The organism is Sphingobium sp. DEHP117, from assembly GCF_030867385.1.
In the GTDB taxonomy this organism is placed as follows: domain Bacteria; phylum Pseudomonadota; class Alphaproteobacteria; order Sphingomonadales; family Sphingomonadaceae; genus Sphingobium.
Window position 1 is genome coordinate 982,613 of sequence record NZ_JAPFBJ010000002.1, and the last position, 24,896, is coordinate 1,007,508.

Annotated in this window: 26 protein-coding genes; 11 read left to right on the top strand and 15 right to left on the bottom strand. The window is 66.6% G+C overall.

The annotated features are described in order from the left end of the window. Positions 1-55: 55 nt before the first annotated feature. Both wecC and wecB read right to left on the bottom strand, forming a co-directional pair. Positions 56-1,357 carry a UDP-N-acetyl-D-mannosamine dehydrogenase gene (gene wecC / locus OOT33_RS11795; protein ID WP_307750216.1) on the bottom strand — a complete coding sequence of 434 codons (1,302 nt, stop codon included), beginning with the start codon at positions 1,355-1,357 and terminating at the stop codon, positions 56-58. Further along, positions 1,341-2,465 (bottom strand): non-hydrolyzing UDP-N-acetylglucosamine 2-epimerase, encoded by a 1,125-nt coding sequence (gene wecB / locus OOT33_RS11800; protein WP_307750217.1) that lies wholly within the window; start codon positions 2,463-2,465, stop codon positions 1,341-1,343. The genes wecC and wecB overlap by 17 nt, the downstream gene beginning before the upstream one ends. A gap of 249 nt (positions 2,466-2,714) precedes the next feature. On the opposite strand from wecB, the gene OOT33_RS11805 reads away from it, so the two are divergent. Then, positions 2,715-4,334 carry a methyl-accepting chemotaxis protein gene (locus OOT33_RS11805; protein ID WP_307750218.1) on the top strand — a complete coding sequence of 540 codons (1,620 nt, stop codon included), beginning with the start codon at positions 2,715-2,717 and terminating at the stop codon, positions 4,332-4,334. On the opposite strand, the gene OOT33_RS11810 is transcribed toward OOT33_RS11805, so the two are convergent. Genes OOT33_RS11810 through OOT33_RS11825 form a run of 4 tightly spaced genes read right to left on the bottom strand, consistent with a single transcriptional unit; the run spans position 4,331 to position 6,964 of the window. Further along, positions 4,331-4,918 (bottom strand): hypothetical protein, encoded by a 588-nt coding sequence (locus tag OOT33_RS11810; RefSeq protein WP_307750219.1) that lies wholly within the window; start codon positions 4,916-4,918, stop codon positions 4,331-4,333. The two genes, OOT33_RS11805 and OOT33_RS11810, sit on opposite strands and share 4 nt — an antisense overlap. Further along, positions 4,915-5,301, bottom strand: a complete 387-nt coding sequence (locus OOT33_RS11815; protein WP_307750220.1) for a DUF6468 domain-containing protein — start codon at positions 5,299-5,301, stop codon at positions 4,915-4,917. Before OOT33_RS11815 ends, OOT33_RS11810 begins: the two co-directional genes overlap by 4 nt. Further along, complete coding sequence (gene fliM / locus OOT33_RS11820; protein ID WP_307750221.1) at positions 5,298-6,332, bottom strand: flagellar motor switch protein FliM; 1,035 nt, start codon at positions 6,330-6,332, stop codon at positions 5,298-5,300. The genes OOT33_RS11815 and fliM overlap by 4 nt, the downstream gene beginning before the upstream one ends. Continuing rightward, positions 6,329-6,964, bottom strand: coding sequence for a flagellar basal body-associated FliL family protein (locus tag OOT33_RS11825; RefSeq protein WP_307750222.1), 636 nt, complete (start codon positions 6,962-6,964; stop codon positions 6,329-6,331). The genes fliM and OOT33_RS11825 overlap by 4 nt, the downstream gene beginning before the upstream one ends. Positions 6,965-7,101: 137 nt before the next feature. Between OOT33_RS11825 and OOT33_RS11830 the strand changes: the two genes are divergently transcribed. From OOT33_RS11830 to OOT33_RS11860, 7 genes are all read left to right on the top strand, one after another. Continuing rightward, complete coding sequence (locus tag OOT33_RS11830; RefSeq protein ID WP_307750223.1) at positions 7,102-7,857, top strand: flagellar hook-basal body complex protein; 756 nt, start codon at positions 7,102-7,104, stop codon at positions 7,855-7,857. A 152-nt stretch (positions 7,858-8,009) separates the two neighbouring features. Next, positions 8,010-8,789, top strand: a complete 780-nt coding sequence (gene flgG, locus OOT33_RS11835; RefSeq protein ID WP_129403741.1) for a flagellar basal-body rod protein FlgG — start codon at positions 8,010-8,012, stop codon at positions 8,787-8,789. Between the two features lie 14 nt (positions 8,790-8,803). After that, positions 8,804-9,205, top strand: a complete 402-nt coding sequence (gene flgA, locus OOT33_RS11840) for a flagellar basal body P-ring formation chaperone FlgA (RefSeq protein WP_307750224.1) — start codon at positions 8,804-8,806, stop codon at positions 9,203-9,205. Next, positions 9,202-9,948, top strand: coding sequence for a flagellar basal body L-ring protein FlgH (gene flgH, locus OOT33_RS11845; RefSeq protein ID WP_307750225.1), 747 nt, complete (start codon positions 9,202-9,204; stop codon positions 9,946-9,948). Before flgA ends, flgH begins: the two co-directional genes overlap by 4 nt. 242 nt (positions 9,949-10,190) lie before the next feature. Continuing rightward, complete coding sequence (locus OOT33_RS11850) at positions 10,191-11,045, top strand: flagellin (RefSeq protein ID WP_307750226.1); 855 nt, start codon at positions 10,191-10,193, stop codon at positions 11,043-11,045. Between the two features lie 59 nt (positions 11,046-11,104). Next, positions 11,105-11,530, top strand: coding sequence for a hypothetical protein (locus tag OOT33_RS11855; RefSeq protein ID WP_307750227.1), 426 nt, complete (start codon positions 11,105-11,107; stop codon positions 11,528-11,530). A 118-nt stretch (positions 11,531-11,648) separates the two neighbouring features. Further along, positions 11,649-11,969: a hypothetical protein gene (locus tag OOT33_RS11860; RefSeq protein WP_307750228.1), complete on the top strand. Its 321-nt coding sequence runs from the start codon at positions 11,649-11,651 to the stop codon at positions 11,967-11,969. Between the two features lie 264 nt (positions 11,970-12,233). On the opposite strand, the gene OOT33_RS11865 is transcribed toward OOT33_RS11860, so the two are convergent. The 8 genes from OOT33_RS11865 to OOT33_RS11900 form a co-directional block, all read right to left on the bottom strand. After that, entirely contained in the window at positions 12,234-12,899 is a 666-nt protein-coding gene (locus tag OOT33_RS11865; protein WP_307750229.1) for a flagellar hook capping FlgD N-terminal domain-containing protein, read from the bottom strand. An 11-nt stretch (positions 12,900-12,910) separates the two neighbouring features. Next, entirely contained in the window at positions 12,911-14,098 is a 1,188-nt protein-coding gene (locus OOT33_RS11870) for a flagellar hook-length control protein FliK (protein WP_307750230.1), read from the bottom strand. A gap of 41 nt (positions 14,099-14,139) precedes the next feature. After that, a complete protein-coding gene (gene flhA, locus OOT33_RS11875) occupies positions 14,140-16,221 on the bottom strand; it encodes a flagellar biosynthesis protein FlhA (protein ID WP_307750231.1) in 2,082 nt (693 codons plus the stop codon). 3 nt (positions 16,222-16,224) lie between these two features. After that, positions 16,225-16,782, bottom strand: coding sequence for a helix-turn-helix domain-containing protein (locus tag OOT33_RS11880; protein WP_307750232.1), 558 nt, complete (start codon positions 16,780-16,782; stop codon positions 16,225-16,227). Beyond that, positions 16,779-17,243 (bottom strand): flagellar motor switch protein FliN, encoded by a 465-nt coding sequence (gene fliN, locus OOT33_RS11885; protein ID WP_307750233.1) that lies wholly within the window; start codon positions 17,241-17,243, stop codon positions 16,779-16,781. Before fliN ends, OOT33_RS11880 begins: the two co-directional genes overlap by 4 nt. Positions 17,244-17,250: 7 nt before the next feature. Next, positions 17,251-18,879 carry a flagellar basal-body MS-ring/collar protein FliF gene (gene fliF / locus OOT33_RS11890; RefSeq protein WP_307750234.1) on the bottom strand — a complete coding sequence of 543 codons (1,629 nt, stop codon included), beginning with the start codon at positions 18,877-18,879 and terminating at the stop codon, positions 17,251-17,253. 103 nt (positions 18,880-18,982) lie between these two features. Continuing rightward, positions 18,983-19,636 carry a FliH/SctL family protein gene (locus OOT33_RS11895; RefSeq protein WP_307750235.1) on the bottom strand — a complete coding sequence of 218 codons (654 nt, stop codon included), beginning with the start codon at positions 19,634-19,636 and terminating at the stop codon, positions 18,983-18,985. 163 nt (positions 19,637-19,799) lie between these two features. After that, complete coding sequence (locus OOT33_RS11900; protein WP_307750236.1) at positions 19,800-20,843, bottom strand: FliG C-terminal domain-containing protein; 1,044 nt, start codon at positions 20,841-20,843, stop codon at positions 19,800-19,802. A 104-nt stretch (positions 20,844-20,947) separates the two neighbouring features. Here OOT33_RS11900 and OOT33_RS11905 point away from each other — a divergent pair, with 104 nt between their 5' ends. From OOT33_RS11905 to OOT33_RS11915, 3 genes are all read left to right on the top strand, one after another. Next, a complete protein-coding gene (locus OOT33_RS11905; protein WP_307750237.1) occupies positions 20,948-23,683 on the top strand; it encodes a hypothetical protein in 2,736 nt (911 codons plus the stop codon). After that, complete coding sequence (locus tag OOT33_RS11910) at positions 23,680-24,090, top strand: flagellar basal body protein (protein WP_307750238.1); 411 nt, start codon at positions 23,680-23,682, stop codon at positions 24,088-24,090. The genes OOT33_RS11905 and OOT33_RS11910 overlap by 4 nt, the downstream gene beginning before the upstream one ends. 110 nt (positions 24,091-24,200) lie before the next feature. Next, positions 24,201-24,650, top strand: coding sequence for a thioesterase family protein (locus tag OOT33_RS11915; protein WP_307750239.1), 450 nt, complete (start codon positions 24,201-24,203; stop codon positions 24,648-24,650). A 77-nt stretch (positions 24,651-24,727) separates the two neighbouring features. On the opposite strand, the gene ykgO is transcribed toward OOT33_RS11915, so the two are convergent. Then, complete coding sequence (gene ykgO, locus OOT33_RS11920) at positions 24,728-24,853, bottom strand: type B 50S ribosomal protein L36 (protein WP_003046794.1); 126 nt, start codon at positions 24,851-24,853, stop codon at positions 24,728-24,730. Between the last annotated feature and the right edge of the window lie 43 nt (positions 24,854-24,896).

Here is a 24,896-nt window from a genome sequence, read left to right on the forward strand (position 1 = left end):
CTGGATTCCCGCGTTCGCGGGAATGACGGAACGGGTGGAGATCAGTACCCCGGCCTCAATCCCCCACCCGCCTCAACATCGCCTTGGCCGTGAGCCTTTCCGGCTGGTCGCGCCAGATACCGCGGGTGTCGTAGACCGCTTTGCCGGTGCGCTCGTCAAGCGGCACGGATTTGAATACATCGTGATCCACCAGCACTATGAAGATGCCGCAGCTTTCGATTGCGGTGTCGATGTCGATCAGCTGCGCGTGCGTATCGGCAAACTCTATCGGTAGCGCGGAAGCATACGGCTCGACCAGCTTTACCCGGCGACCATAGCGGCGGGCGAGGCGGTGGGCGATTTCGAGCGCGGGGCTTTCGCGGAAGTCGTCGATATTGGGTTTGAAGGCGAGGCCCAGGCACGCGATGTCATCGTCCGGGAAGGTGTCTATGAGGTCGGACGCTTTCGCGAGCACATGGTCGGTCTTGGAGAGGTTCACCTCGCGCGCGGTGCGGATCAGCCGCGCGTTCTCCGGGTCGGCATGGACGATGAACCACGGATCGACCGCGATGCAGTGGCCGCCGACGCCGGGGCCGGGCTGGAGGATGTTGACGCGCGGGTGGCGGTTGGCGAGGCTGATGACCTCCCACACGTCGATGCCTGCCTTGTCTGCGATCAGGCTCAGCTCGTTGGCGAAGGCGATGTTGACATCGCGGAAGCTGTTTTCGACGAGCTTCACCATCTCCGCCGCCTTGGCCGACGTGGTGATGCACGCGCCGCGCACGAAGCCGCGATAGAAAGACAGCGCCTTGCGCGCGCAACGCGGCGTGATGCCGCCGATGCAGCGGTCATTGTCGATCAGCTCCACGAGGATGCGGCCGGGCAGCACGCGCTCCGGGCAATAGGCGATGGCGATGTCTGCCACGCCATTCCCAGCGTGCGGCATCTTGAGATCGGGGCGCAGCTCGGCCAGCAGATCGCGCATCGCCTCGGTGGTGCCGACGGGAGAGGTGGATTCGAGGATCACGACATTGCCCGCCGCGAGCACGGGCGCGATGGTGCGGGCGGCGTTCAAGGCATAGGAGATGTCCGGCGCGTTGTCCTCGCTCACCGGGGTCGGCACGGCGATGACGAACACATCCGACGCCTCGACCGCGAGCGAGGCGCGTAAGGAACCGCGCGCGACCACGCCCTGCACGAGGCCATCGAGATCGACCTCCTCGATATGCACCTTGCCCGAGTTGATCGTGTCCACCACATGCGCGGAGACATCGACGCCGAGCACCTTCGCCCCGCTGCGCGCGATCAGCGCCGCCGTGGGCAGGCCGATATAGCCGAGGCCGATGACGGCGACCTGTTGCTCAGTGCTGGTGGGCATCGGCGATGATCCTTGCAATCTGTTCCCCGGCCGTGCCGTCGCCAAACGGATTGTGCGCGCGCGACATGGCGGAATAGGCCTCGCTATCGTCCAAAAGCCTGAACATTTCGGTAACGATGCGGGCCCGATCGGTGCCGACGAGGCGCGCGGTGCCTGCCGCGACGCCTTCCGGGCGCTCGGTCGTCTCGCGCATTACCAGCACCGGCTTGCCAAGCGAGGGCGCTTCCTCCTGCACGCCGCCGCTGTCGGTCAGGACGAGGGTGCTCATATCGAGCAGGCGGACGAAGTGGGAATAGTCGAGCGGGTCGATCATCGCGACATTATCGAGGTTTGCCAGCGCGCTGTCCATCACCGCGCGGACATTGGGGTTGGGGTGGACGGGGAAGATGATCGCGACGTCCGGGCGGGCGGCAATGTCTTTGATCGCGCCGGCGATCGCCTCCATCCCGCCGCCGAAGTTCTCGCGCCGGTGCGAGGTGACGGCGATGATGCGCTTGGCGTGAAAGCGCGCGGCGAGGGCGTCCAAGCCTGAGGCGAGGGTGGGGTCGGCGTGGATGCGCTTGCGCGTGGCGAGCAGCGCGTCGATCACGGTGTTGCCGGTGATGTGGATGGACGCGGCGTCTCGGTTTTCTGCGCGCAGGGCGGCGGCGGCGGTTTGCGTGGGCGCGAAGTTCATGTCCGCGATGCAGGCGACAACGCGGCGGTTGACCTCTTCAGGCCACGGGTGGTGGATGTCGCCACTGCGGAGGCCCGCCTCGACATGGCCGACCGGGATCTTGCGGTAGTAGGCGGCGAGGCTGGCGACCATGGTGGTGAGCGTATCGCCATGGACGATCACCCGGGCGGGCTGCTCGGCATCAAGCGCCGCGCCGATGCTGGTGATGAGGCGCGCGGTCAGCGCATCGAGGCTTTGGTTTTCCTGCATCACGTCGAGGTCGATGTCCGGCTGTATTCCGGCGATCTCCAGCACCTGATCGAGCAGGCCGCGATGCTGGGCGGTGACGCAGACGCGCGTGTCGATGCCCGGCTGGGCGCGCAGCGCATGCACGACGGGGAAGAGCTTGATCGCTTCCGGACGGGTGCCGAAGATGAAAAGGATTTTCGCCATGTGCCCTGTTGATGAAGGTGTCGCACCCGCCTGTACCGCCAATAGGTAATCATCTGCTGAACGCGATTACAACAGGCCGATGGCCCATGCTGGTTTTTGCCGTGCGGCGGTGGATCGCCGGACGAGTGTGTAATCCGCTCCGAAAAGGCTATCAACCGGTTTGCCCCGTAAACTTTTGGCAACCATTGCCCGCTATATTTTTCCACTGGATCAATAGGATGCCAGGGAACCGCTGAGGGCGATGAATATATGAAAGTCGCAGGCGTCTGGTACAGAGCGTTGCGGTGGATCTCCGCCGTTGACGCGGATTCCACACCTGCCTTGCGCCAGATCGGCATGGAACAGGCGCGCGGTGCGAGCCGCGGGGTGGCGCGCACCGCGCTGCCGGTTATGGTGCTGGCCCTGACCATCGGCGCCAGCTTTGCCAACGAGGCGAACGCGGGTCTTCTCTGGGCCTTGACCGCGATACAGATGGGCATCGCGCTTGCCGCGCAGTTTCTGATGCCATTCACGCGGTTCAGCCGGGTCCAGTATCGCAGCGTGGCGGCCTGTTTCCGGGGTTTCACCATCTACACTTTCTGCATCTCGCTCGGCTGGGGGCTGCTGTTCGTCACCGCCAGCCATGGCAGCAGCGTCGAGCAGAAGATGGTTTTGCTTGCCACGCATGTCGGTGTGATCTGCGTCGGCGGATTGACCTTCGCGATGATCCCCCGCGCCTCGCTCGTCTACATCTTCAACCTGTGGCTGATGGCGGAGGTGCATATCTTCAGCGTCTCCCCAAGAGGGCTCATACTGCTCGCGGCGCTGGTGATGCTGTTCTCGATCATGCTGGCGCAGGCCTATCTGCAGATGGCGAGAGCGTTCGTCGGGCGGATGAAGGCCGACATGGAACGGCGCGAGACCGAGCGGCGCATGGCCGAGGCGGAGCGCCAGGAGATTGAGCGCAGTTCCGCCGCCGCGCTAGCCGCCCGCGCTCAGCGGGAGAGCGATCGCGAACGGGCGATGGCCGAGCGGCAGGCAGCGATGGTGACGCTGGCGACGCGCTATGAGGAATCGGTCGCGGCTTTGGCGGAGCATCTCGATGAGGCGATCAGCGCGCTGGCGCTGGCGACCGAGAATATCAGCCATCTCAATGCGAGCGCACGTGACAAGGCGCAGCATGTGCTCGATCTGGCGACGAGCACGACCGATGCGGTCGAATCGGTAGCCCATGCCACCGGCGCGCTCAACGAAGCGGCGGCGGAAATCGCGGCGGAGGCGGACGAGCAGGTGGCGATTGGCGCGGCGGCGCGGGCGGCGGGCGACAATGGGCTGATCAGCCTGGAGGCGCTGGCGCAGCAGACGGACAGTATCGGCGAGATCGTCCGCATGATCCAGGATCTGGCGGGCCAGACCGGCCTGCTCTCGCTCAACGCCACGATCGAGGCGGCGCGCGCAGGCGAAGCGGGGCGTGGCTTCGTCATCGTCGCCAACGAGGTGAAACAGCTCGCGACCCAGACCCACAATGCCGTCGCGCGCATAGACGACATCATCGAGGGGACGCGCGAAAAGATGGGCGTGGCGGACAGCGCCATGCGCTCCGTCGCGGAGACCATCGCCATGATGTCCGCGCGCGGCAGCCACATTGCCAGCGCCGTTACCGGCCAGCGCCAGACGACATCGGAGATCAGCGAGGCGGCCGGCCGCACCGCGTCCGCATCGCACCAGGTGCGGATGACGGCGGACGAGGTGGCGAAAAGCGCGCGCGAGGCGGATATGCTGGCGGAGGAAATCCGGGCGATCATGGCGTCATTGCGCGCCCGCTCCGAAGCGCTGCGCAGCACCAGCAATGATTTTCTGGCATCCCTGCGCGACGACCGCGCGGCTTAGGGGGACGTAGGGCGGGTCGGCCTGGGTGCGGGGCGCCCGGCCATCCGCATCGAGAGGCGCGCGGCTCCCTGCGGTGACATCGCGGCCATCAGCAGCGCGGCAGAGCGCTCGCGCATTTTCTTGGCGACCAGATATTGCACCTCAAGGTCCAGCTGCTCGAACACCGGCGCGGCCTTGGCGGGCTTCATCGCCTGATAGATGCGGGCGAGCGTGTCGAACTGATCGGGCTGGGGAGGGGCTGATGCGGCGCCGGGGGGCGGCGAGGCGGGCGGCGCCCCGGCTGTGGCAGGATCGCTCGTTTGCGCGCCTGATTTGAGCGCCGATTGCAGGCGCATGGCCGCCGCTTTGGCCGCCTGCTCCTGAAGGTCGATCGCGCGCGCCCTCGCCCGCGCTGCCGCGTCGCGTTTCGCCATATCATCGGCCACCATCGCGCCCATGCGGGTGGTGGGGGCGGGTTCGGCGGCGGGCGGGGCCTTTGCCTGTTCGGCAATCGCGGTCCCGGCTGAAACGAGTGTGCTGCCGCCGGTCATCAGCGCGGCGGTAGCCGTCATCCCGAGCAACAGTGGTGCGCGGCGGCGGGTCATGGCGCGGGCGCCTTGGCCTTGCGGGTGCGCTTGGGGGCAGGCGGAGGGGGCAGCATTTCCGGGGCGGGCGCCTCGGCCGACCCCGCGCCCGACAGCCGCTCCGCCATCGCGTCGGCAATGCCGATCATCATGCGCAATTCCTCGCTCAACTCGCGCGCAGCCATCACCTCGCGCGCCACCGCCGCGCCGTCTCCGCCCAGCGCCTGCCGCAAGCCGGAGAGCACGGTGCGCGCCTCGCGCGTGGCGGCATCCAGCGCGGTCACCGCCTCGCCCAGCTGCCCGTCCGCCACCATCCGCAACCGGCGCATCAGCCGCACCGTCTGCACGATGACGCCGCCGCACAGGATGGCGAGCAGCAACTGGCTCATGATGCCGACAGTCATAGGCGCTTTCCCTTGCTGATCGATGTGGCGAGGCTGACGGCGAGGTTGCCGCGCCGTTGGCCAGCGCGCACCTGCGCCAGATGCAAACGGCCGCACAGCACGCCCATCTGTTGCGATGGCTCGGCATGAAAATTGAGGTTCTGGCCGATCTCGAGCGCCTGCACCTGCTCCAGTGTCATGCTGATCTCGCCCAGCAGCACCGAAAGCTCGACCTGGGTGGCGAGCATCTGCTGGCGCATATGATCGGGCCAGATGTTCTCGCGCCCCGCCGTCTCGCCCATGAAACGCTGGGCCAGCTTGTCTCGCACCGGCTCCATCGTCGCCTGCGGGAACATCATCGAGAAACGCCCGCCGCGCCCGTCGATATCGACACGGAAGGTGCAGACCGCGCCGATGTTGCTTGGACGGGCGATAGCGGCAAAGCGCGGGTTCGTCTCGATCCGCTCCAGCTTGATCGTGACCGGTGCTATGGGGGCGAGCGCCGTGCTGAACTCGAGGATCGCGAGGCGCAGCACGCGCGCGACCAAAGCCGTCTCGATCGTGGTGAAATCGCGCCCGTCGATCATGATCTGGGTGCCGCGCTTGCCGCCGAGCAAAGCGTCCACGATGGCGTAGATGAGGCCGGAGTCGACGGTGATGATGCCGTAATTCTCCCAATCCTCGACCCGGACGACGGCGATCATGGCGGGCAGGGTGACCCGGTCCATGAAGTCACTGAAGCGCGCGGTGGTCACATCATCGAGGCTGATGTCGATGCTGTCCGAGGTGAGCGTGCGCATCGAGGTGGAAAGCGCGCGGACCATGCGTTCGCACACCACCTCCAGCATCGGCAGGCGCTCGTGGTTGATGATCTCCGATTCCAGTACCGCGCGTAAGCCCACGCGGTGGGTCTCGGCCGGACCGCCGCCGCCGAACAGCGCGTCGATGCTTGCCTGATCGAACGTTCCGCCTTCCGCGCCTCCGATCACAGGCGGATCGGGCAGCTTGAACTCGACAAATTCCTCGAAGTCTTCAGGCGCTTCCTCGGTCATTGCTGCACCAGATCCTGGATGAGCACGTCCTTCACCATGCCCTTGCCTGCGGCCTCGGTGGCACGGATCAGCATTTCCTCCTTGATGCGGAACACGGCGGCGGAACCGGAAATGTCCTCTGGTCGCAGCTCGCGCAGAAAGGGCTGGTAGGAATCGATGATGAGCGGCAGCTTGGCCTTGAGCTTCTCGGTCTTTTCCGCCGATTTCGCTTCCAGCATGAAGCGGATCTTGAGGTAGCGCGGTTCGCCATTGGTGGTGCGCAGGTTGACGATCATCGGCGGCACATCGACGAGCGGCAGCTCGCCATCCTTGCCTTCGCCTTCTCTCTCCGCGCCTTCCTCTTCCTCGGGCTCTTCTTCTGCCTCCTCGGCTTGCGCATGCGCGTCCTTCGCCTGCTCGCCATGCGCGGGTTTTTCCTCGCCGCCCGCCAGCATCATCGCCGCGCCGCCGCCGCCCGCCATCAGCAACAGCGCCGCCGCGCCGCCGATCATCACCTTCCTGTTCTTGAGGAAGGCGCGCTTGCCTGCCGGGGGAGGTGGGGCATCCGGGCCGATGTCGACAAGGCCGCTCGCTTCCTCCTCAGGGCTGGCGGGCGGGGGTGTGGCGTCTTCGGGTTTCTTGCGTGGAGCCATGCGGCGGTTCGTCCCTTGTCAAAAATCCGGCCGCCGCGCGCGGGCGGGCCATCGTCCCTCCTATTATAGAGGCGAGGGGCGGCAAAAATTTCCGCCTCCAACCCAAATCCAAGCAGTTTTTGCCGGGACATCGAGCGATGGACATTTCGACCTATGTTCTCCTGAGCCACGAGCAGGCGCTGCGCCGCAGGCTCGACATCGCCGCCAACAATATGGCGAACAGCGAGACGGCGGGCTTCAGGCGCGAGGCGCCGGTGTTTCACGAATATGTCGAGACAATGGAGGGGCCGCCGCCCCGCGAGGCGCCGCGCGATGCGCGCGCCACCCGCTTCGTGCAGGATTACCGCGCTACGCTCGATACCCGCAGTGGCGCGTTCCAACCGACCGGCAATCCGCTCGACATCATGATCGACGGGCCGGGCTGGCTCGCTGTGCAGGATGCGGCGGGAGAGACCGCCTATACGCGCGCGGGGTTCCTAAAGGTGAGTGAGGCGGGCGAGCTGGTGACGTCCGGCGGCATGAAAGTGCTGGACGAGGGCGGCCAGCCGATTGCCGTCCCGCCCGATGCGCTGCCGACGCTGGCAATGGCGCCGGACGGCACGCTTTCCGCGCAGACCGGGCCGCTGGGGCGCATCGGCGTGACGGTGTTCGATGACGACGGTGCGCTCAGCCAGCGTGGCGACGGCCTGATGGCGGGGAGCGGCGGGCGGCCGCTCGGCGCCAACGAGACGCGCATCAGGAGCGGGGGCGTCGAAGGCTCCAACGTGCAGCCGATCAGTGAAACGACCGAGCTGATCGACATATTGCGCAGCTATCAGTCCAGCATGGCGATCAGCAAGGCGATCGACGATCTGCGCCGCGACGCGATCGGGCGGCTGGGCAGGATTGGATGATTAGTTTGATCGGCTCACGCCGATGGGCGGCACCAGCCCCGTGGACGAGTCACGCGCCTCGGCCACGCCCCTCCCAACCGCCCATAAGATACCCTGTCGGATGGTTGGGAGGGGGAGAGGGCCGGAACCGGAACCTCCGAAGGAGAACAAAAATGCGTTCGTTATCTATCGCTTCGTCCGGCATGCTGGCGCAGCAGACCAATGTCGATGTGATCTCTCACAACATCGCCAACATGAACACCACCGGCTTCAAGCGCCAGCGGGCGGAGTTTCAGGATCTGCTCTATCAGCAGGAGACGCCGCCCGGCGCGGGCAATGACGGCGCGCGCGCGCCATCGGGCATCCAGATCGGCGCGGGAGTAAAAACCGGCGCGATCTATCGCATCGAGCAGCAGGGCGCGCTGCAGCAGACCGGCAACCGCTATGACATAGCGATCGAGGGGCGCGGCTATTTTCCGGTGACGCTGCCCTCGGGCGAAACGGCATATACGCGCGACGGGTCTTTCCAGCTTTCGGATCAGGGTGAGCTGGTGAGCGCGCAGGGCTATGCCGTGCAGCCGGGCATCACCATTCCGCAGGGGACGGTGGATGTGACCATCTCCAAGACCGGCGAGGTGCAGGTGCGCACCTCCGGCAGCCCGACGCCGCAGACCGTGGGGCAGATCCAGCTCGCGACCTTCATCAACGATGCGGGCTTGCAGGCGCAGGGTGACAATTTGTTTCTGGAGAGCGCGGCATCGGGGCAGGCGAGCCTCGCCAACCCCGGCGAGCCGGGCTTCGGCACGGTGCAACAAGGCTTTGTCGAAGGGTCGAACGTCAACCCGGTGGAGGAGATCACGGCGCTCATCTCCGCACAGCGCGCCTATGAGATGAACAGCCGCGTGGTGAAGACGGTGGACGAGATGCTCGCTGCATCGAGCCAGTTGCGGTGATTGCGGTGTTGCTCATGGCTGCTGCTGCCGCCGGGGTTACGGAGGTGGATGTGCTGGTGCGCCCGGTTGCGCGTGGGGAGGTGCTGGCGGCGGCGGACTTCGAGCGCGCGTCTGTGCCTGCCGCCACGGCCCGCTTTGCCCTGCGCGGGGCGGATGCGGCGGGGAAGGAGGCGCGGCGCGCGCTTGCTCTGGGCGCGACGGTGCGCGCGAGCGATATCGGCCCGCCGAATCTGGTGCGCCGGGGCGAAGGGGTGACGCTGGTCATGCGCTCGGGCCGGCTTACGATCACCGCGCCGGGCAGGGCGCTGGGCGATGGCGCGGCGGGCGGAGCTGTGCGCGTCGTCAACCTCGCGACCGACCGCACGCTGGAGGCGCGGGTTACGGGGCCGGGCGCGGCGGAAGTGGATGCGCCATGAAGGGATATATCGCGCTGGGGTTTTTCCTCGCTCTCTCTGCCTGCGGCACATGGGGGCGGCTGAAGGATGTCGGCCGCGCGCCCAAGCTGAGCGAGACGCAGGCGCCGCCCGCACCTGTCGCGGAGCCTTCACTCACCCAGCTTTCCACCGCGCAGCGCGGCGGGGAGGCGGCCGATCCGCCCGTTGCCGCCTCGGCCTCGCTATTCCGCAACGGCGCGGGTGCGCTGTTTCAGGATCAGCGCGCGTCCAAAGTGGGCGACATCCTGACCATCCGCATCGACATTTCCGACAAGGCCAGCCTTAGTAATGCTACCAGCCGCTCCCGCTCCGGCTCAGAGGCGGGCGGGGCGAGTGCGTTGTTCGGGCTGGAGAAGATCGTGAAGCGCGCGATTGGGGTGGACAGCAACAACCTCGTCGGCAGCAGCACGGAATCGAGCAACGACGGCAAGGGCAGCACCGCGCGCAGCGAGACGATCAGCATGACGATGGCGGCGATCGTCACCGCCGTGCTGCCCAACGGCAACCTTGTCATCAAGGGGCGGCAGGAAAGCCGTGTCAACTTCGAGCTGCGCGAGCTGCTGGTGAGCGGCATCGTCCGCCCGCAGGACGTGGCGCGCGACAACAGCATCCGCCACACCCAGATCGCCGAGGCGCGGATCAGCTATGGCGGCAAGGGGCAATTGACCGACGCGCAGCAGGCGCGCTGGGGGCAGCAATTGCTGGATGTGTTGAGCCCGTTTTGACGAATGACATTGCACCTCTTCTTGGCCGCACTTTCGAAAGAACAGCGGGACCCCGGATCAAGTCCGGGGTGACGGGACTGGTTACTTCCATCTTAACCACGAATATCGCCCCGCCCATTTTGGTGCGGCTTCATCCCTTCCCAGAATGAGCCTGTGCGCCGCAATGTCGCGGGGCATCGTGGGTCGGCGTTTCCGGCTCCGGGCCGCAGAAGCGGTTCCGCTTTTCCCAGAAGGGGATCATCATGGGTTTTTCCGTCAACACCAACCTGGGCGCAATGGCCGCCCTTCAGTCCCTCAATGAAACCAACCGCGGCTTGGCGCAGGTCCAGACCCGCATCAACACCGGCCTGTCCGTCTCGTCCACCAAGGATGACTCGGCTTCCTATGCCATCGCGCAGACGCTGCGCGGTGATCTGGGCGGCCTCAAGTCTGTCAGCAGCTCGCTGAGCCGCGCCAAGAGCGTGACCGACGTGGCGATTGCGGGGGCGGAGCAGATCTCCGACGTCATCAACCAGATGAAGGCCAAGGCCTATCAGTCCGCCGACGCGGGCATCGATGCCAACAGCCGCGCGGCGATCAACTCAGACTTTGTGGCCCTGCGTGACCAGATCACCACGATCGTCAACAGCTCTGACTTCAACGGCACCAACCTGCTGCTGGCCGGTGGCGGCACCGTGACGGCGCTGCAATCCGTGAAGGACGGCAATACAGGCACGGCGACCTACGATCCCGACTCGCTCTCCGTGGCGAACCAGGGTCTGGACCTCGGCGGCTCGGTCGTCACCGTTGCGGCGACGGGGCAGGTGAACACGCAGGCGGCGGCGCAGGCGATGATCGACACGCTGACGACCACGCAGTCTAACCTCGCCACCTCGCTCTCGACACTGGGCGCCGCCTCGCGCAAGATCGAGGCGCAACAGACCTTTACCGGCAAGCTTTCCGACGTGGTGGAGGCCGGCATCGGCAACCTCGTCGACGCCGATCTGGCGAAGGAATCGGCGAAGTTGCAGGCGTTGCAGGTCAAGCAGCAGCTGGGCGTGCAGGCACTGTCGATCGCCAATCAGGCGCCGTCGACGATCATCTCGCTGTTCCGGTAATAGAGGGTGGGCCGGGCGCGTGAAACAGCGCTCCCGGCTCCTCATTGCGGGAGGCCGCGATGTATGCACGTTTTTCACGCACGCGCGACATAGAGGACAGCAAGGGCGCGTGCCTGCGCGTCAGCATGTCCGCCCATGCCGACGGCGCGACCGTCACGCTCGAACGGCGGGATCAGCCGCATCGCCCTTCGGCACGGCTGAGCCTGTGCGGCACCGAGATATTGTCCGGCTTCATCATGTCCGCACGGCTTTCCGCCCCGCATGCGATGCCGGACGAGGCGACGGACCGTCCATTTCCTGCGCGCTTTCGCCTCGATTGCTCACGCGAAGCGCGTGTGGTGATCGAGCAGGACGAGGCATTCCCGGTCGCCATCGAGGCGCGGCTGTGGGATCGGCTCTATGCCGAGCTGTGCCTCGTCATCGCCCATGGCCGCGCGCAAAACGAAGCGGGTTCTAGGTACAATCCCGTAGGGGTTCTCCACTGATTGGCAATCCATGCGCGAAGCATCAATCTGCCGCGCATAGAACGCAGCCGGTCGAAAACCCTTCGGGCGCAACGGGATAGCAGGGGTTTGGTAACGGGGGGGAAGCGTTCCGATGAACATGGCAGATCATCCGGACCGGCGCGCAGCACGGCCGCTGGAGCATGAGGCCGATACGCCGCAATTCGATATCGTGATCCGTATCGCGGTTGACGATCCGGCGCTTTTGTGGCGACGGGCGGCGGCGCATCTGCTCACGTTCAATGGGCTGGATGCGGAAAGTCTGGAAGAGACGATCGGCTCGCCGGAGGACCCGGCGCTTGCGGACTGCCTCGCTGTCCTTCTCGCGCCCACGCAGAACGCGGGCCTGAACTGCGAAATGTTCACCATTAGCCATATCGAAAATGAACGGAATATGCCGCACGCTCTGTACGGCGGGTAACCCCCCCGCAGGGCGCCAGCGCAACCCCAATTCGCGCAAGCGCCTCGTCCCGGCTTTCTCCCGCCCACCCACTGGGGCGGGGGGAGCCGGGACTTTCTGGCGCAAAAAAAATTGGAGCCAGCGGGTGAGTGTGGGGGGGACAGGACCCGCTGGCTCCCTGACACGCGGTCTGAAACCTGTTCAGCGCGTGGGGAGCAGCATCCCGTTCGTGGGGACTGGACAGGCTGGAACGATGCTCCGTTCACTCATTATAGGATGAGAGGGCTATGGAGTGGCGTTCGCGCCGGTAAAAATGCGCACGGCCGAGAGCGGGATGGAGACCCCGTTTATCTCCAGCGTGATGTGATCCTCTGTACGGCTGACGGAATCGACGGCGCCTGCTGCGGCGATGCGGGGGGTGAGCGCCTTGCCGCTGGCGTCGCGCGCGTCGAGCGCGAGAGTATAGCTGCCCGCCGGGGCGGCGCCGCCGGAAGACAGCGCGCCATCCCATTGGAGGCCCAAGCTGTTGGGGTTGAGCGTGCGGCGCTCGACCTCGCGCCCGGCCGCGTCGCGTATGCTGGCGACGAGGCTGGCAGGAGCGCCGTCTGCCTCCCATGTCCACTGAGCGGGGGTGGAGGTGGTGAGGCCTGCCTGCGCGCCATCGTAGGCGGCCTGTTTGCCAATCAATGAGGACGCCTGCATCATGTCCTGGCTGCCAAGGCGCGCGAGAATGTCTTTCAGCGCGCCGGTCTGCTGGATGGACTGTTCCACCTGGCTATATTGCACCAGCTGCTGCGTATATTGGCTGCTGTCCATAGGCGAGAGCGGATCCTGATTCTGCATCTGGGTGGTGAGCAGGCGCAGGAACATCGTGTAGTCGCTGGAAAGCTTGGCGAGGCTGGTGTCCGGCTGGGCGGGGGCAGACGACGCGCCGATAGGGTTGGTGGCCATGGCGGGTTCCTTCAGGCGATGAGGTTCAGGCGGCCGCTGGTGTGCAGAGGGCGGTAGTCCGGAGCCGGCAGGGGAATTTCCTCTGGCGCCATCGCCCAGCTGTTCGGGGGCGTGGGCTGGGGAGGAAAGGACTGACCCTGCCTCTCACGGCCGCTGCCTTGGCTCTGCGCGCTGAAGCTGAAGGATTGCGCGTCGGTGCCGATACCGGCCTGCCCCAGCGCGCGGCCGAGGTCTGCGCTGTCTCGTCGCAGCAGGTCGAGCGTGGCGGGCTGGCTTGCGGCAACGACCGCGCGCAACGGGCCGCCGTCCTCGAAGCTCAGCGTCACCTCGATGCGGCCATGCTCGGGCGGGTCGAGCCGCAGGGAGAGCGTTTCCGCCGCGCCGCTCTCGCCCCGGCTGGCGTGGCGGGCGATGGCGATGCCCAACTCTTCACCGAAGCGGCCGGGGGCGGTCGAGATAATCTGCGTGGCCGCGCGGGCGGGCGCGGAGGGCGTGGCCGGCTGGTCGGGCAATGCCAGTGTCGGGGAAGGGGAGGGAGCGGCGCTGGTAGCGTCGTCCTGCTGCTCAGGAGAGGAAGACGTGTGACCCGGTTGGCTTGGTGTCCGGGGTTCCGTCATGTCTGACGGCGGTGGTGCGACGATGAGCGCTTCCTGCCGCCTGGGTCCGGACTGAAGGACGCGGGGGGGCGTTTCGGGATCGGTGGCAGGGAGATCTTCAGTCGGGGCAGTTGCGCGCGCTGGCTGATGCTGCGCAGGTGGGGGTGTGGGGGCAGCTATAGCTGGCTGTAGAGGAGGTGTGAGAAGGGCGACGGGTTCGTCAGCCTTCGAAGGGGTTTCGGTCTTCTCGGCGTCGGTGTCGGTTGGGGCTTCGAGCCTCGTTTCGGTCTTTATGGGAATATCCACTGCCACCGTTGCCAGTGGCAACGGGCTTTCTTGCGGCGGTAGGATGGGCGATGGCGAGGCTGGGCTCTCCGCCTCCACCGGCGGGGGCTTCGGGAGCGTTATTGTGGCGCGCGCTGCGCCCGGCACCTGCGGCGTCTGCTTGTTGCCGTCCCCCATGCCGCCGAGGATCTGGGCAAAACCGGGCATGACGCCGCCCTCAGCGACTACGGGCGCTGCCGGGGCGACCAATCCGGCTATGGTCACCGCAGGTGCGGGCGCACCGGGGGCGGGGGCAGGGGGCAATGCGGCATCGGTCATGGTCGCTCCTTCACTGTTTTCATTATAGGCGGGGCGGGCGCTCATCCGATCATCCCCAAGGTGCGGATGCGGGCGCGCGGGTGGACTTCGTTTTGAGAAAGCACGACTGTCGCCGGGCGCACGCGCTCTATGATCGAGCGCACGAACGGGCGGATCATCGGATTGGTGAGGATGCAGGGTATCTCGCCCTCGCCTGCCATGCGGTCATAGGCCTCGCGCACATTGGCGATGAAGCTTTGCAGCGAGGAGGGCGCCATCGCCAGTTGCCGCTCCTCGCCCTCGCCGACGATGCTCTCGGTAAACTCCTGGTCCCAGCGGCCGGACAGGGTGAGGATCGGGATCGCGCCGTCTCGCATGTGTGTGGTGCTGATCTGGCGGGCGAGGCGGGCGCGCACATGCTCGGTCATCTGCGTGAGGTTGTGGGTCAAGGGCGCGGCCTCGGCGATGCCTTCGAGGATCGTGGGCAAGTCGCGGATCGAGACGCCTTCAGACAGCAAATTCTGCAAAATGCGTTGGATGCCGGAGATGGAGATGCGGGCGGGCACGATATCCGCCACCAGTTTTTCCATGTCCTTGTGCAGCTCTGACAGCAGCTTGGCGGTCTCGGTGTAGCTCAACAGGTCGGCGATGTTGTCCTTGACGATTTCGGTCAGGTGTGTGGTGATGACTGTGCCGGGGTCCACCATGGTTAGGCCGCGAAAGCCCGCTTCCTCGCGCAGCTCCCGCCCGATCCATAAGGCCGGCAGGCCGAACACCGGCTCGCGCGTTTCCTCGCCCGAGAGGCCGAGGTCGCCGCCGTCCGGATTGATGACGAGCAGCCGGTCGATCCGCGCCTCGCCGCGCCCCATCTCGGCCTCGCGCAGGGTAATCACATAATCGTTCGCGCCGAGCGCCATATTGTCGAGGATGCGCACCGGCGGCAGCACGAAACCATAGTCGAGCGCCATCTGGCGGCGGAGCGCGCGCACCTGATCGTCGAGACGCTGCTCCGCCCCGCCCTCGTTGACGAGGGGGAGCAGCGCATAGCCGATCTCGACGCGCACGGGATCTATGGCGAGCGTTTCGGCGATCGGCTCCTCGGCAAGCGGCGGCGGCGCGGCGGCGGCGGCTTCCTCGGCGCGCTGTGCGATGATGCGCGCCTGCGCCCGCGTCCCCAGTTCGCGCGCGGCCCAGCCGGTTGCTCCGGCAAGCAGCGCGAAGGGCAGGAACGGCAGGCCGGGGAGCAGTGCCAGCGTGCCGAGAAGCACGGCCGTCATCCCGAAGGCCTTGGGGAAGCGGCCAAGCTGATCGGAAAGCGCAGCGCCGGTACGCCCGCTCATCCCGCCCTTCGAGACGAGCAGCCCGGCGGCGGTGGAGACGATCAGCGCGGGGATCTGGCTCACCAGCCCGTCGCCCACGGTGAGGATGGTATAGGTGTTGAACGCGGTGACGAAATCGACGCCGTGGATGGCGACGCCGATGATCAGGCCGACGACGATGTTGATCGCGGTGATCAAGAGGCCCGCCACCGCATCGCCCTTCACGAACTTGGAGGCGCCATCCATCGCGCCGAAGAAGCCGCTCTCGGCCTCAAGCTCGGTGCGGCGGGCGCGCGCTGTCGCCTCGTCGATCATTCCCGCATTGAGGTCCGCGTCTATCGCCATCTGCTTGCCGGGCATGGCGTCCAAGGAAAAGCGGGCAGCGACTTCCGCGATGCGCCCCGCGCCCTTGGTGATGACGATGAAGTTGATGACGATGAGGATGAGGAAGATGGTGAGGCCGATCACCGTCTGCCCGCCCATCAGGAATTGCCCGAACGCCGCGATGACGCCGCCCGCCGCGTGAACCCCCTCATGCCCATGGCCGAGGATCAGCCGCGTGGAGGCGAGGTTGAGGCCGAGGCGCAGCATGGTGGCGATCAGCAGGATCGTCGGGAAGGCGGACAGCTCCAGCGGCTTTTCGATGAACAGCGCCGTCATCAGGATCATCACGCTGAGCGTGATCGAGATGGTAAGCCCGATGTCGAGCAGGAAGGGCGGCATCGGCAATATGAGCATGCCGATGATCGTGATGACCGAGAGCGCCAACGCGAGGTCGCGCTCGCCGCCCATGCGCTGGAGCAGGGAGAGGAAGCGCTCGCGCATTGCCTAGCGCACCCGGAACCCTGCCGCCTCGAACTCGCGCAGCTTGTTGCGCATCGTCCGCACCGAAATGCCGAGAATGGCGGAGGCGGAGGTGCGGTTGCCGCGGCAGCTTTCGAGCGTCTTGAGGATCAAAGCGCGCTCGACGGCGGAGACGCTCTGGCCCACGAGCGCGTCGATGCCGCGCGGGTCGTGCCCGTCCCGCTCGTGCGTCGCCACCAGCATCAGCGCGGCGGCGATCAGCTCCCGGTCGGGCGGCAGCGGCACATAATCGCGTGCACCCGCGCGGATCGCGGCGACGGCCTGCTCGGCTGTTGCTTCCACCCCGCAGGCGACGACGGGCGTGCCGATGCTTTCCGCGCGCAGGTCGGCGATGAGGGCGGGCACGTCCAGTCGCACGTCGATCATGGCGAGGTCGGTCGCGCCCTCGCGCATGTGAGCGAGCGCGGCCTCGCGGCTGGCGGCCAATGCAACGCCCGCGCCCGCGCCCAGCGCCATCTCCGCCGCGCGGGAGAGTTCGCTCCCTGGCGCACCGGCCAGCAGCAGGCGGATGGCTCGGCTCATGCGTCGCTCTTCACGATTTCGGTGAGCGTCACGCCGAGCAGCCCGTCGATCATCACGATCTCGCCGCGTGCGATGATGCGATCATTCACCAATATGTCGATCGGCTCGCCCACGCGGCGGTCAAGCTCGAACACATGGCCGGGGTGCATCGAGACAAGCTCGGAAATGGGCATGCGCGCACGGCCCAGCACCGCCTGCACGCGCACCGGCACGTCATAGACGGCCTCCAGCGAGGGCGCTCCGTCTTCGTCCAGCTCCGGCGCGAAGGCGGAGCGAAGCGGCAGGTCCATGCCGGGCGGGTCGGGCAGGTCGTCGAACGCCAGCTCGGTGCCCATGTCGAACCCTGCCGTTTCCTCACCCTCGGGCGGGAGCACTTCTCCCTCGGTTGGGGGGAGGGGGGCGCCGCCCTCCGGCTCCTCCTCGGGCGGGATCTCGGGCGGATCGGCGGGATTGTCCATCATCGCGTCCTCATGCGTTCATCCACTGGCGGATCACCGAGGCGGACTCGGCGGGGTTGCTGGCGATCGTCTCGCCGATGCGCTTCAGCGAGCTGGCCTTGATGCCGCCCTCGACCTGCGCCAGCGCGATTTCCTGATCGAGCGCGGCCATGTGAGACGGGTTGGCGAGGCTGGGCGGCGCGGGGAGCGCGGGGTCACCCTCCAGCGCGGGGAGCAGCGTGTCGCCATTGGCGTCAGGCGCGATGCTGTCGGCTGCGCGTCGGCCGGAAAGCAGGGCGGCGGCACCCGAGGACGAGGCATCGCTGCTGCCTGAGCGCACCATTTTGAGCACCATCAGCCCCACGCCCGCCACCAGCAGCAGTTCGAGCATCGGCAATATCTGAGCGGTCGGGACATAGCGCATGATGTCCAGCCCCGCGCCTTCCTCTTCTGCGGGCAGCGTGAACGGCATCGCCTCCACCACCACGCTGTCGCCGCGCTCGGCATCATAACCCACAGCGTTCTCCACCAGCCGGGTGAGCTTCTGCATCTGGTCCGTAGGCAGGCTCTTCTTTGCGCCGGGGTCGATCGAGACGGCGACGGACAGCCGCTTGATCCCGCCCGGCCCGGTGGCGGTGACGGTGTCGGTGCGGCTGTTGTCGTAGGTCACGTCCTCCGATGTTTCATTGGCGCGGGACTGGGTTTGTGTGCCGCCTGATGCCGGGCCGGACGCGCCGCCGGTGGGGAGCTGGTTGCCGACGGTCACGCCGCCGTCGCCCGCCTGACTCTCCTGATTCTGGTTGCCGCTCTCGACGCTGATCTGGTGGGAGATGACCTGCGCGTCTGGATCGAACACGCGGGCTTCCTCGCGTTTTTGCGCGCGGTCGAGCTCGGCGGAAACCTCGGCGCGCACCTTGCCCGCGCCGACGATAGGCTCCAGCAGTTGCTCGATCTGGCCGCGCAGCCGCTCTTCCAAAGCTAGTTGCCGTTCGTCGATCTCTTGCCCTCCCACAGACCCCGCCTCGCCCGCGCGCGCCAGCAGCCGCCCCTGCGCATCGATGATCGACACGGCTTCGGGGCTGAGTTCGGGAACAGCAGCGGCCACAAGGCTACGGATCGCCTCGATATTCTCGCCCGAGAGGCGGCTGCGAGTCTTGAGCGTCACGGCGGCGCTCGCCTTGCGTTCCTCGCGCGCGAAAATCGCCTTGTCCGGCATCACGATATGCACGCGCGCGGCGCTCACCGCCTGAAGCGTGGAGATGGAGCGCGCCAGCTCGCCCTCGATCGCGCGCGTCTCGTTCATCTTCTCGCGCGCGGCGGACATGCCGAAGGGCTGTTCTGCATCCAGCACCTCATAGCCGATCTTGCCGCCGAGCTGCTCACCCGCCAGGCTCATGCGCAGCTCGGCCAGCCGGTCCTGCGGGGCGAGGATCGCGGTGCCGTCTGCCGAGAGCTGGAATTCGATGTTCTGTGCCTTGAGTTTTTCGGAAATCGCCTGCGCGGAGGAAGGGTCAAGATCGGTATAGAGATAGGCGAGGCCCGCCGAGGAGGGGCGCAGCGCCAGCATCACGAGGCCGATCACCAGCGCGAGGCCGACCGCGCCGATGGCCAGCGCGCGCCCGCGCCCCAGCTGGGCCAGCAATGTTGCCAAAAATTCCAAGTGCCGACCCGAAGTCCGTTTGCGTGCGCGGCCGGAGCCGCTTCCTCTTCATTATAGGAGGGGAAGGGGGCAGGATTTGCCGATGGAGGCAATTTTTGCCGGATCAGGCAAGACCCAGGGCGGCAAGCTCCGCGCGTATAGCGTGCGCCCGTTCCGCAGCGTCAAGCCGCATGCCGCCGCCTTCCCACCTCAGGTGGGCATCCCCCAAGGCGAGCGCGTCGTCATGCAGCACCACGAGGTTGAGCCTGCGCCGGTCGCCCGCCTGACGGGTGGCGATGCGTGCCTCGATATCGGGTGCGAGATCGGGGTGGACGCTGATCGTCACCTCCTGCCCGCGCGCGATTTCGCTCAAGACCCGCCCGATCGCCTGATCGATCGCCTCGCCCGGCGAGTCGGCCAGCGCGCGCGCCGCCAAAGCCTCGCCGATGCTGAGCGCGAGCGTGGTGGCCTCGCTGCGCAGCTGCTCGGTTATCGCATCGCGGCCATGCTCGAATTCTTCCCAAGCGGCGTGGAGCGCATCCCAGGCGGAGAGCAGCGCCTGCTCCCGCTCGGCGCGCATTGCGCCAAGCGCCTCCATATAGCCCTCGCTGCGGGCGCGGGCGACAGCCGCGCCATTGTCCGCGCGCAAGGCCTCCATCTCCGCGCGCAGGGCGGCGAGCGCCAGCGCGTTGTCGGTAATGGCGCGGTCTTCCGCCGGCGGAGGATCGGCGAACTGTGTGGCGAAGCGGAAGGGCTGTGCGCCGCGAGACTGTTCCAACTAGAGTGCCTCCTGACTCACACGCGATTCCAGCAGACCGGAATTTGGCTTAGGCGCGAGCGAAAATGGTGGATTTCGAGAACCGGAGCGTAGCGTACTTGCTTGTACGTGAGCACCGGAAGCGCAGAAAGACGCCATTTGCAGCCGCGCATAATCCAAATTCCTAGATGATCATCGTCTCGTCGTCCTTGGGATCGACGAGCACGATCTCGCCGCGGTCGGCCAGCAGCTTGGCCAGGCGCACCAGCCCGCTTTGCGCTTCCTCGCATTCGCGCGCGCGCACCGGCCCCATGCTGGCCATATCCTCGCGCAGCATCTTGGCCGCGCGCTCGGTCATCGCGGCGAGGAAGACCGCGCGCATCTCCTCGGGCGCGCCCTTCAGCGCCAGCGCCATCTGGCGCTTGTCGGCATTCTTGACCAGCGCGGCGATGGCGGCGGGCATGAGATTGGCGAGGTCGTCGAAGGTGAACATCAGCGCGCGGATGCGCTCCGCCGATTCGGGCGCGCGGGCGTCCAGCGCGCCCAGGATCGCCTCTTCGGTCGCACGGTCGAACGCGTTGAACACATCCGCCATCGACTCATGCGGATCCTTGCGCTGTGAACGGGAGAGGTTGGTCATGAACTCGTTTTTGAGCGTGTTCTCGATCTCCAGCACGATCTCGCGCTGAACCGGCTCCATCCGCAGCATGCGCTGGATCACGTCGATCGCGAAGTCACGCGGCAGGGCGGAGAGCACGCGCGCGCAATGCTCCGGCTTCAGCTTGGCGAGGATCACCGCCACGGTCTGGGGATATTCGTTCTTCAGGAAGGCGGCGAGAACGGTTTCGGACACGTTGGAGAGCTTGTCCCACATCGTGCGGCCGGATGGTCCGCGAATATCCTCCATCACTTCCTTGAGCTTGTCCTCCGGCAAAATGCCCTCGAGCAGTCGCTCCGTCGTCTCGAAGCTGCCGTGGAGCGAGGAGATGGTGCTGACCTCGCTGGAAAACAGCACGAGCAGATGCTCGACGATGTGCGCGGGCACGCGGCCAAGCTGCGCCATCGTGGTGGAGAGTTCCTTCACCTCGTCTATGCCGAGCTGTTGCCAGATCAGCGCGCCATTCTCCTTGCCCAGCGCCAGCATCAGCGCGGCGGCGCGCTGCATACCGGAGAATTTCTTGAGCTCGCTGGGTTCGATCATCTGCTGCATCAGCCGGATGTGCCTCATTAACCACGAATTTCCGCCATTCCGCACACGGGCGGCGGCTACTCCCCTATTATAGAAGAAAGACAGAGCATCGCGGATCGGAGCACAGACGAAGGCGTAACGGCGTGACGACGAGCATTTCGAACAGTCTGGTTGGCTTGAGCCTGCTTACGGGCGGGAACGGCTTTGCCGCGCTTGGCGGGGTGCAGAAGATCGAGTCCGCCGCCGTGCGCCTCGCCAAGGCGGGCTTTACCCTCGCGCCGACAACGCCGCCGTGGAAGGATGCGAAGGCTCCGCCGCCCGACAGTGCGCAGGTGGCCGCGATCAAGCGGCTCGGCTCGATCATCGACAAGGCGGACGCCAGCCTGCCCGCCGATGTGCAGACGAGCTTCACCGCCTACAAGGCGCTCGACCGGCTGCGCGTGCTCGCCCAGACCGCGTCTGCCGCCACCACCGGCAGCGGCGAGCGGGCGAAGCTCGACGCACTGTTCGCGCAAGGGCTGACGGATCTGCAGGCCTATCTGGGGCAGGGGCCTTCCGAGACGCTGGATCTGGCATTCGGCATTCCCACGCGCCGGGCGGAGAGCGTGAGCCTGCCCGTTCCCGCCGCGCTGGAGGTGAAGGGGCAGGGCGTGCTGCCCGCGCGCGATACGCCGATACCGGGGATGACGGGCAGCGAGCAGTTCACGCTGACCCTGACCAAGCCGGGGGGCGGCGCGCCGGATGTGGTGAGCGTGGATCTATCCTCTACGCCTCAGCCGCCGACACTCGACAGCGTGGCCAATGCGATCAACGCCGCGATCTCCGCCATTCCGCTGCGCAACCCGGACGGAAGTGTGTTCATCGACCCCGCGACCGGGCAGCCCAGCCCGCGCTGGCTGGTGCGCTTCGTGCCTGACAAGAGCACCAACACATGGGGCTTCGCGATCAAGAACCCGGCGCAGGAGCATGTGTCGATCGTGCAGGACAATGCGCCGGACGCGGTAATGGTCGCGGCGGGGCAGACAGCGCTCGATGCGCCTGAGCAGGTGCGGCTGTTGCGCTTTGACGACCCGGCCAATGGCGGTGCGCAGCACAGCTATGGCACGATCTCTGGCTATGATCGCCTCGGCACCGCGCTGGCACAGCTTTCTGCGCCCAAGACCACCGCGCCCAAGGGCGTCACCCTCTCGCAGCCGCAGGTCTTTGCGCCCACCAGCGCCGCCGCCATGGCCACCGCACCCGATGGCAGCAGCTATGTCGTCGGCACTACGGCGGGCGAGCTGGACGCGAACCGGCCGGCAGGTGCGCAGGACCTGATGCTCACCAAGATCGACAGCGAGGGGCGGGTGCTGTGGCAGCAGATGCTCGGCGCGGCCGATAGCGCATCCGGCGCGGCGGTGAGCATCGCGGCCAATGGCGACGTCGTGGTGGCAGGCACGGTCAGCGGCGCGTTCGACGGCGCGGCCAGCGATGGCGACATGCTGGTCGCGCGTTACACGCAAGACGGCGATGAACAGTTCGCTATGCTGGTGCGCGCCATCGGCGTCGATCAGGTGAGCGCGATTGCGACCGGCGCGGACGGCAGCATCTATGTCGGCGGTACGGCGAAGGGCGTCGGCGGTTTCGGCTCCGGCGAAGCGGTGATTGCCAAGCTCGATACCAATGGCCTGGTCACCGCGCGGCGAACGATAGACGCGGGCGGCGGCGAGAGCGTGCGCGCGCTCGGGATTGCGGCGGACGGTTCGTTGCTCGCGCTCACGAATGAAACCGGCCACGCCGTACTGAGGCAGATCGACAGTGCGACGCTCGCCACCGACACGGCCAGCATCGATCTTGGCGTGGCGGATGCGCGCACGCTGGCGGTGGCGGCGGATGGCAGCATCGCGGTCGGCGGCGCGACGGACGCGGCGCTGAGCGGCGCGCAGGTCAACGGCCTTTCGGGCGGACGCGATGGCTTTGTCACGCGCCTGTCCGCCAGCCTGACGGGCGCGCAGACCAGCTATGTCGGCAGCAGCGGCACCGATCAGGTGGATAGCGTCGCGTTCCTCAATGGGCGCCTCTATGCGGGCGGGCGGACGAGCGGCGCGCTGGCCGGCGCGAGCAAGACCGGGGCGACCGATGGGTTTGTCGTAACGCTTGATGCTGCCTCGGGCGGGCAGCTTTCCGCCAGCCAGTTCGGGCGGGTGGCCGAGCAGACCGGGCCGGTGCGGATTGCGGCTGCGCCCGGCGGGGCGAGCGTGCTCGGCGCGATGGGCCTTGCGCGTGGGGTGCTGACGCCGCAGGATTCGGGACTGCTCACCACGCATACATCCCTGCGCGCCGGGGACAGCTTTTCCGTGCGCCTCAACAGCGGCGCGGTGAAGAAGATCACGATAGCGGCGGACGACACGCTCGCCACCTTGTCTGCCCGAGTGAAGTTGGCGCTGTCCGGCAAGGCGGCGATCACCACGCCCACCGTCAATGGCGAGAGGCTGCTGCGGATCGAGGCGAAGGCGGGTGCGGATGTCGAGCTGATCGCAGGGCCGCAGGGCACCGACGCGCTTGCCAAGCTGGGCATGGAGCCTCAGCGTCTGACCGTCCCCGCTATTGCCGGGCCGAGGGAGCCCAAGGTCCGCCCCGGCGGCACATTTGGCCTCTCGCTCACCGAGGCCTTGTCGATTGGCACCGCGAAGGATGCCGCGATTGCGCTCAAGGTGGTGAAGGACGCGATTTCCGTCAGCCAGACGGCCTATCGCTCGCTCTATTGGGATGACAGCAAGGCCGCGCTTGCCGAGGCGGGCAGCGGGGGAGGGCGCGGGCCTTCGCCCTATCAGCAGGCGCAGCTCGCGCGCTATCAGGACGCGCTCACCCGCATCAGCGGCATTACGGGCATTTTATGAGTGCGCTGAACGATGTCATCGCGCAGGCGATGCGCCATTTGGGCGAGCGGCAGCGCGTAATCGCCCAGAACATCGCCAACAGCGACACGCCCGGCTATCGCGCGCAGGAGCTTGCCGAGCCGACGGCCAGCTTTGCCGCGATGGTCGATGGCCGCATCGCCACGCCGAGGCCGCAGGTGATCCTGAGCGAGGGGATGCGCCGCCTGGGCGCGCGGCAGGGACATGCCGTCTCGCTGGTCGATGATCCCCATGTCTCTGAGGTGAAGCCGGACGGCAACACGGTGACGCTGGAAGATCAGGTGCTCAAGATGGGACAGATCCAGGCAGACTATGCCGCGCTCACGGGCCTCTATCGCAAGCAGATGGCGCTGGTCCGTTCTGCGCTTGGCAAAGGCGGCTCCAGCTGAAATTCCTGCTGGCGCTTGGCGTGCCGATGCCATAGGCTCGGGGCCGTTGCTTTTGCGCCTCCCCCTCGCGTGAAAGGACATTATGGTCGGCATTTTACAAGGGTAATTTCATGGCAAAAGCGGAAGCATGGCGGATGGAGGCTGAGAATTATCCCGTCTCGATCGTCGTTCCGCCCCGATATGCGGACCTCGACACATTAGGCCATATCAACAATGTTGCGCTGGCGGCGATGTTTGAAACGGCCCGCGTCCATTTCCATCATCTTCTGGGGCATCATCCTTCTGATGCCGGGGTGCGCTGGCTGGTGGCGGCGGTTGACCTCAAATTCGTGACCGAAGCGCACTTCCCCTATGATGTCACCATCTACAGCGGCATCGGCCAGATCGGCAATTCAAGCTGGGTGCTCTATTCGGCCGCTTTTCAACAAGGGGAGTGTGTGGCGACCTGCGATACCGTGATGGTGCTGCATGGGCCGAAGGGGTCTCGCGTGATCGACGAGCAGGTACGCGCCGTGATGGCGGCGAACCTTGCCCGGCCGGCCCGGGTTGGCGCAGACTGAACCGGCTTGTCCAATAAAAAACCCGGCCGCTGCATGGGCCGGGTTGTTCGTCGCGAGGCGACAGGCTGGCTTGAGGCTCAGCCCTGACGCGCCTTGAAGCGGCGGTTGGTCTTGTTGATGACGTAGGTGCGGCCGCGGCGACGGATCACGCGGTTGTCCCGGTGGCGGTCTTTCAGCGACTTCAGCGAGTTGCGGATCTTCATGGCTTGGCCTTTTTACGTGATTCTGGTGTCTGGTAAAACGAAG